The following is an 8,128-nucleotide window of genomic DNA, read 5'->3' on the forward strand; positions in this document are numbered from 1 at the left end:
TTAATACAATTGGTATTAGACCCAACAAACAGATATAAAAAAGGCGAAGCAGTGATGCTTCGCCTTTTTTGATTTTGCTATTATAGCGTTATCTATGATTCCGCTTGGCTGTTAACCATAGGCGCTTTATCTTCATCAAATTCAGGGCTAGGTTGGTGTCGGCTAGCAATAAATGAGTAGATAACAGGCAGAATAAATAGCGTAAACAGGGTACCGATTGAAAGCCCTGCTACGATCACAATACCAATGCCAAAACGACTCGCTGCACCTGCGCCAGAAGCAAATAATAGTGGGATTAAACCTGCTACCATCGCCGCTGTGGTCATTAATATTGGACGTAAACGCACCGTTGCGGCTTTCTTCACTGCGGCAATACGGTCTAAACCATGATGTAATTGCTCCTCTTTAGCTACTTCTGCAATTAAAATACCATGTTTAGTAATTAGGCCGACTAAGGTGATCAGTCCCACTTGCGTATAAATATTCATGGTTGCAGCGCCCCATGCCAACACAATCAATGCGCCACTGATAGCTAATGGTACTGTCATGATAATGACGAGTGGATCGCGCATGCTTTCAAACTGGCTCGCTAGTACCAAGAAGATAATAAATAAAGCCAATACAAAGGTGACATATAACGCGCCTCCTTCAGTCACAAATTGACGTGCTTCACCAAGGTAATCATGAGTATAACCTTGCGGTAATTTGGTCTCAGATAAGCCTTCAAAGAAAGTGATGGCGGTGCCCATGGTGACGCCTGGGGACAATACGGCCCCCACTGTGGCACTATTAAGCTGATTAAAATGAGGCAATGAACGCGGCTCTGCTATCACATCAATTGTGATTAACTCACTTAACGGTACCATGTCGTTATTTTTCGCTTGTACGTAGAACTCACCTAACTTTTCTGGTGATAAACGATACTTACGTTCAACCTGTGCAATGACTTCGTAGCTACGACCAATTAAATTAATTCGGTTTAAATAACCATCACTTAATAATGTCCCTAAGGTTGTACCGATATCTTGCATCGTCACACCGTAAGCACCTGCTTTATCACGGTCAATTTGGATATTCATGGTCGCTGAATCAAAGGCTAAATCTAATTCTGAATAAACGAAATTAGGGTTGGCTTGTGTTTCAGCTAGTACATCCGTAGCAATACTCACTAAGCTCTGGAATGGATTAGAGGTAGTAATGACAAATTGCACAGGTAAACCACCTGAAGAGCCAGGTAATTCAGGCAGCTGGAAGGTGACTGTCGCGACCGAAGGAATGGCTGCAAACTTGGGTGTTAAGGTAGCAGATAGTTCCTCGGGGCTTTTTTCACGTTGACTCCAAGGTTTCATAATCGCAATCCCAAATGCTTGGTTTGCATTCGGGATACCTGACATCGCTAAACTGCTGTCAACTTCAGGTTGCTTTGAAATCTCATCTGTCACCAAGCGCATACTATTTTCAATAAAATCCAAATTGGCATTTGAAGGGGCTTTAGAGAGCATCATTAATACCCCTTTATCCTCTTTAGGTGCTAATTCCGATGGAATAAATTTAAATAAGAATGGCAGTGATATAAAGACCAATATTGCAAAAATAATAATTGCAGGTCGTCGTACCATTAGTACATCAAGCGTATTGGCATATTTGTCGGTTAACCCTGTCAGCACCTTATCAACACCACGTTCAAAGCGATTTGGCTGATGATTAATGGTGAGCATTTTACTACACATCATTGGGGATAAAGTTAAGGCTACAATCCCAGATACAAATACCGCACCCGCTAGCGTTAAAGCAAATTCAGTAAACAATGAGCCTGTAATACCGCCCATTAGTGCGATTGGTGCATATACTGCAGCAAGTGTAATAGTCATTGAAATAACTGGTACTGCTATTTCACGCGTACCTATTATTGCGGCACGGAAAGGCGGCTCGCCGGCTTTAATATGTCGGTCAATATTCTCTACGACGACAATCGCATCATCAACCACCAGTCCAATCGCCAATACCATCGCGAGTAGTGTCATTAAGTTAATGGTAAAGCCAAACATCTGCATGACGACTGCAACACCAATCAATGACAGTGGGATAGTGATAATTGGGATGATCACTGCACGCCATGATCCTAAGAATAAAATCATCACAATTAATACAATTAAACCTGCTTCTGCAATGGTTTTAACCACCTCTACAATGGATTCTTCGATGGCAATAGTGGAATCATAAAGGACTTCCATATTAATCGAACTAGGGTTACTTTTTTCCAAGATAGGCAACATATCTCGTACATCAGCAGTGATGTCTAATGGGTTAGCTGTGGGTGTTGAGTCAATAGCCACTACTACCGCATCATTGCCATTCGCCATGGCGCGATAAGTATCATGACTTTTTTCAAGTGATACACGTGCAATATCTTGTAGATGTATGGTTCGACCATCTTCACGTGTCGCGATAATCAGCTTCTCTAACTGCTCTGCATTAGTCACTTGGGTTTTAGCATTACCATTGAATAATGTGTAATAGCCCATTGCTTGACCCGTTGCTGATTGAATATTATTCGCTTGAAGTATGCTGATCACTTCAGAGGTACTTAAACCAAAGGCAGCCATACGCTCTGGATCTAACCAGATACGCATTGCAAACTCAGTGCCCCCATAAAGGTTAACTTTGGCGACGCCGTTAATACTAAATAGCTGTGGTTTGATGACTCGCTGAAGGTAATCGGTAATTTGACTCGAGTTAAGCTGGTCACTAGAAAAAGCGATATAGATAACGGAAGTGGTTGATCCGGTACTCACATCAATGGATGGGTCTTCTGCTTCACTAGGTAGTTGTGAGCTGACGCCATTTACTTTTGCAAGAATATCAGCCACTGCACCGCTGGGGTCGGTATTCAAGTTCATATTCACGGTAATAACAGAACTGCCTAAGGTACTCTGTGAGCTGATATAATCAATGTTATCTGCTTGGGCAATGGCTTGCTCAATAGGCTGCGTAATAAAGCCTTGTATAAGGTCGGCATTGGCACCGTAATAACTGGTGGTTACCGTGACCACTGTGTTGGTCATATTGGGGTACTCTCGTACCTGCATTTTGCTTAGCGCTTGTATGCCTAGCAATACAATGAGCAAGCTCAGAGATATGGCTAAAACAGGACGCTTAATAAACGTATCAGTAAATTTCATTTAGTCACCTACAGTGCTGGGATAACAGAGGGTGCATTAAGCGCATCGGATTCAACAATCTCCACATGGGAGCCATTACTCAAACGTATCTGCCCACTCGTGACAATTTGGTCATTTTCACTAATGCCAGATAACACATGTATCTTGTCTCCCTGTGTTTTACCCAAGGTTACAATCTGTTGTTTTACTTCAAGGTAAGTGCTGCCATCCTCTGCTTCTTGCTCAGTGATTACGTAAACTGTTTCGCCGTATAGTGTGTAGTTAACGGCTGTCACGGGAATAACTATTTGATCTTGTAAAGTAGGTAAAATCACATTTGCTTTAGCAAACATACCTGAACGCAAAATCTGTTGTTCATTTGGAATAGAAGCTTGTACTTGAACTAAACCACTTTGTGAGTTGACTGCTGGCTCAATAGCAGAAATTTTACCGGTAAAGCTGGTTTCTGGCTGTGCATCAATAAAGATGTTCATTGCCTGATCAATATGCAATTTATTTAAATCGTTTTGCGCAATCGTAAAGCGCATTTGCATGCGACTGATGTCTTCTAATTGTACAATGTCAGATCCGCTGGCGAGGTATTGGCCTAAGAATACATTTCGTAGCCCGGCGATACCTGAAAAAGGTGCGCGAATGGTGCGCAAGCTAATAGTGGCTTCGTAACCTTCTATTTCGCCCTTTAATGCCAAGAATTCTGCTTCAGCATCGTCCACATCACCCTGTGAAATAGAGCCTTTTTTAAGCAGTGACTTTAAACGTTTATAATTACGTTCAATCGCAGGTAAACGAGCTTTAGCGGTTTTTAAGTTGGCTTTTTCTACTTGGCTATCAAGGTATAAAATAGGCTCATCTTTTTCCATCTGTTGACCAGAAGTGAAATTGATTTTTGTCACTTTACCCGCCACTTCATTGGCAATAGTGACACCTTGAATCGGTTCAATAAAACCAATCGCACGGAGATGCGGCGTCCAATCTTCTAGTTTTGCCGTTGTAGCAGTAACAGAGAAAACAGGGATAGGGCGAGAAGCAAGAAACTCTTTAATCTTTTGCGCCTTAAACATGTTAAATCCAATGACACTGCCAAAGACGACAATTGCCAAAATAATTGCCGATATTATCCATTTTTTCATTGCGTTAGTCCTGTTGATTGAAGTGTGGGTTTTGAATTGCTTGCCAAGAAGCATCTCTAACTAGATTCAATTGAAACTGGTCAGGTGGAACTCTGCCTCTTATGACTTGTTTTGCCAGGTTGAGTGCTGTTTCTATACTGATTGGCATCAATGCAAATAATTGCCAATTTAGGAAGCGTTTTGAGTCTATCCCTTGTTGATAGAAATTAATCAGTCGTTTAAACGTTTCATTTTCGAATACAGTGACTTCTGCATGATCCATATTAGGGACATAATGTAACATCTCCATTAATGTCATGCGTTTCGGGTTGTTAATGACAAAATTAAATGCATTTTGCCAAACTAGATCATACTTTTTCTTGTCCGGTAAATTATCATCCCAGCCAGTAAATAGTTGGTCGGCAGATTCTGTGCGAATCAGCTTCTGTAGTTCATTCATCAACGCATCTTTATTTTCAAAATAGCGATAAATGGTGCCGATAGATACTTCAGCCTGCTTTGCTAAACTTTGCATTGAAAAGGCATAAAACCCATGTTCCGTGAGTACGGCCTCTGCCGCTTTTAAAATTTTAATTTTTTTTTGCATGAGTTCATTTATAAAAGTGAATGAATGTTCATTATCGTTAAATGAGATTGTTTTGCAATCTTAAAATATAAATATAGGTTGTGATCATTATGGACTATTTAAAACTTTTTATATAAAAAAAATGTATTTTAATTGCACTGATGTTGATAGTTTTGCTGCTCTACTGACTTTCTATGTAAAGATCCGTAAAATCTCATTGCGCTTTGTTAACTTAGGAAAACTCATGAAATTAAATCCCGGTCAGGATGCCGCCGTCAAAATGATCTCCGGACCTTGTCTTGTATTGGCCGGTGCGGGAAGTGGTAAAACCCGTGTAATTACTAATAAGATCGCCTACTTAGTACAGCATTGTGATTACCATGCTAAAAATATTGTAGCGGTTACCTTTACCAATAAAGCGGCGCGTGAAATGAAAGAGCGTGTCAGTGAAACCTTAGGCCGTAAAGAGTCTCGTGGATTAATGGTTTCTACTTTTCACTCTTTAGGCTTAGAGATAATTAAACGAGAAGTGAAAACGCTGGGGATGAAAGCGGGATTTACGCTATTTGATGATCAAGACACCTTGGCATTATTAAAAGAGCTCACCGAGAAACAGCTAAAAGAAGATATGGATTTGATTAAGGCACTGGTAACGCAGATTTCCAACTGGAAAAATGCACTAATTTTGCCAGCGCAAGCGATCAAACAAGCTAAAGGTGAGCGAGATGTTATCTTTGCGCACTGTTATGACTTATATCAACGCCAATTAAAAGCCTATAATGCACTAGATTTCGATGATCTGATTGTTTTACCGACCCTATTATTAAAGTTTAAAGAAGAAGTGCGCTTGCGTTGGCAAAAGAAGATCCGCTACCTGCTGGTGGATGAATATCAAGATACCAATACTAGCCAATATGAACTGATTAAATCTTTAGTTGGCGAGCGTGCACGTTTTACTGTGGTGGGGGATGACGATCAGTCGATCTATTCTTGGCGCGGTGCAAGACCAGAAAACTTGGTGTTATTGCAACGAGACTTTCCACAATTAAAAGTCATTAAACTAGAGCAAAATTACCGTTCTAGTCAGCGTGTTTTAAAAGCGGCTAATGTGCTAATAGCAAATAACCCTCATGAGTTTGATAAACGTCTATTCAGTGAATTAGCCTATGGTGAGTCCATTAAAGTACTATTTGCTAAGAATGAGCAACATGAAGCAGAACGAGTGGTGATGGAGTTATCCGGCCATAAGTTTATGAATGGTACAAACTTTAAAGATTATGCTGTGTTATATCGAGGTAACCACCAGAGCCGATTACTTGAGAAAGTGATGATGGAAAATCGTATTCCCTACAAAATTAGTGGCGGTACTTCCTTCTTCGCGCGCAGTGAAGTAAAGGACATTATGGCCTACCTGAAATTATTGGTAAATCACGATGATGAGAATGCTTTTATTCGAGTTGTTAATAAACCGCCTAGAGGAATAGGGGCGGTGAGCCGTGAAAAACTCGGTAATTATGCCAACTTACGTCATATCAGTATGTTTGCAGCTAGTTTTGAAATTGGCTTAGAGCAAACCTTAAATGGTAAAGGGTTACAGTCTGTACAAGCTTTTACTCGTTGGTTAGTGGAATTAAATGATCGTTTAAAACGAGAAGATGACATTGATGTGGTACGTGACTTGATCCGTGATATTGGTTACGAAGATTGGCTCTATGAAAGTAGCCCAAGTCCGAAAGCCGCTGAGATGCAAATGAAGAATGTCTCTACGTTATTCAAGTGGGTGACTGAGATGTTAAAAGGTGATGATCTCGATGAAGAGATGACCCTGGAACAAGTGGTTGCACGTTTAACATTACGCGATATGTTATCGCGTAATGAAAGTGAGGAAGAGCTAGACCAAGTCCAATTAATGACATTACACGCCTCTAAAGGTCTAGAGTTTCCTTATGTGTATATGATCGGTATGGAAGAAGGCTTATTACCGCACCAAGTGAGTATTGATGAAGATAATGTCGAAGAAGAACGCCGTCTCGCTTATGTAGGCATTACACGTGCACAAAAAGAACTCACCTTTACGCTAGCAAAAGAGCGAAGCCAGTATGGAGAAACTGTTAAGCCGGTACCAAGCCGTTTTTTGAATGAATTACCACAGGAAGATGTAGAGTGGGAAAGTGGTCCTAAAAAACGCACGGAAGAGCAGAAGCAACAGTTGGCAGATAAAGGCATTGCTAGCTTAAAAGCATTATTTGATTGATTTAAACTAACTGGCTGTGAATATGACTACCGGTTAATAAGTAAGACTGGTCGATAGACCAAAAAAGGATTTACAACTTGTTTGCGGTGAATAGGTTTTTGCTCGCAACTTTACAACTAAACTTAGACTATTAGGAGTCACACATGTTAGATAACATCGAAGGTCAACGCGTACCCAATGTTACTTTCCCAACTCGTCAGGGTGATGAGTGGGTAAATATCACCACAGACCAGTTATTTACAAATAAAACGGTAGTGGTGTTCGCATTACCTGGTGCATTTACACCAACTTGTTCTTCAACTCACTTACCGCGTTACAACGAATTAGCTGCTGTATTAAAAGACAACGGTGTTGATGAAGTGGTTTGTTTAAGTGTTAACGATACCTTTGTAATGAATGCATGGCTTGCAGATCAAGAAGCTGAGCATATCACCGTTGTACCTGATGGTAGTGGTGAGTTCACTGAAGGCATGGGCATGTTAGTGAATAAAAATGACATCGGTTTTGGTAAGCGAAGCTGGCGTTACAGCATGTTAGTAAAAGATGGCGTGATTGATAAAATGTTCATCGAGCCAAATCAACCGGGTGACCCTTTTGAAGTGTCTGATGCTGATACTATGTTGAACTATATCAACCCCAATGCAAAAGCGCCTTCAGCAGTGGCTTTATTAACTAAACCGGGTTGTCCTTTCTGCGAAAAAGCGAAAGCAGCACTGAAAGACAATAAGATTAAGTTTGAAGAGATTGTATTAGGTAAAGACGCAACTAGCGTGGCACTTAAAGCAATGTCAGGTCAAACCACAGTGCCACAAATCTTTGTTGATGGTAAGCACTTAGGTGACAGTGATGCAGCGGTTGCTTACGCAAACAGCTAAACAGCTTCTCGATTAATACTGATTAGCAGCGTATGTTTTTATTAAAACATACGCTTTTTTGTATTTGATAGTGATGAAATTGCGAAGTTATACCAATCATAGTAAGTAACTGATCTATTTTA

At 40.6% G+C, this 8,128-nt stretch carries 5 protein-coding genes; 2 read left to right on the forward strand and 3 right to left on the reverse strand.

The genetic code is table 11. The annotated features are described in order from the left end of the window. Positions 1–92: 92 nt before the first annotated feature. The 3 genes from DS885_RS10145 to DS885_RS10155 are packed head-to-tail and all read right to left on the reverse strand — an operon-like array spanning position 93 to position 4,898. On the reverse strand, positions 93–3,182 hold the full coding sequence (locus tag DS885_RS10145) for a multidrug efflux RND transporter permease subunit (protein ID WP_113819316.1): 3,090 nt from the start codon (positions 3,180–3,182) through the stop codon (positions 93–95). An 8-nt stretch (positions 3,183–3,190) separates the two neighbouring features. Next, a complete protein-coding gene (locus tag DS885_RS10150; RefSeq protein ID WP_113819317.1) occupies positions 3,191–4,312 on the reverse strand; it encodes an efflux RND transporter periplasmic adaptor subunit in 1,122 nt (373 codons plus the stop codon). A 4-nt stretch (positions 4,313–4,316) separates the two neighbouring features. Continuing rightward, positions 4,317–4,898: a TetR/AcrR family transcriptional regulator gene (locus DS885_RS10155; protein WP_113819318.1), complete on the reverse strand. Its 582-nt coding sequence runs from the start codon at positions 4,896–4,898 to the stop codon at positions 4,317–4,319. Positions 4,899–5,121: 223 nt separating this feature from the next. Between DS885_RS10155 and rep the strand changes: the two genes are divergently transcribed. Next, on the forward strand, positions 5,122–7,131 hold the full coding sequence (gene rep / locus DS885_RS10160; protein ID WP_113819319.1) for a DNA helicase Rep: 2,010 nt from the start codon (positions 5,122–5,124) through the stop codon (positions 7,129–7,131). 143 nt (positions 7,132–7,274) lie between these two features. Further along, entirely contained in the window at positions 7,275–8,006 is a 732-nt protein-coding gene (locus DS885_RS10165; RefSeq protein WP_113819320.1) for a glutathione peroxidase, read from the forward strand. Positions 8,007–8,128: the final 122 nt, after the last annotated feature.

It is taken from the genome of Psychromonas sp. B3M02 (assembly GCF_003318165.1).
Lineage (GTDB): Bacteria > Pseudomonadota > Gammaproteobacteria > Enterobacterales > Psychromonadaceae > Psychromonas.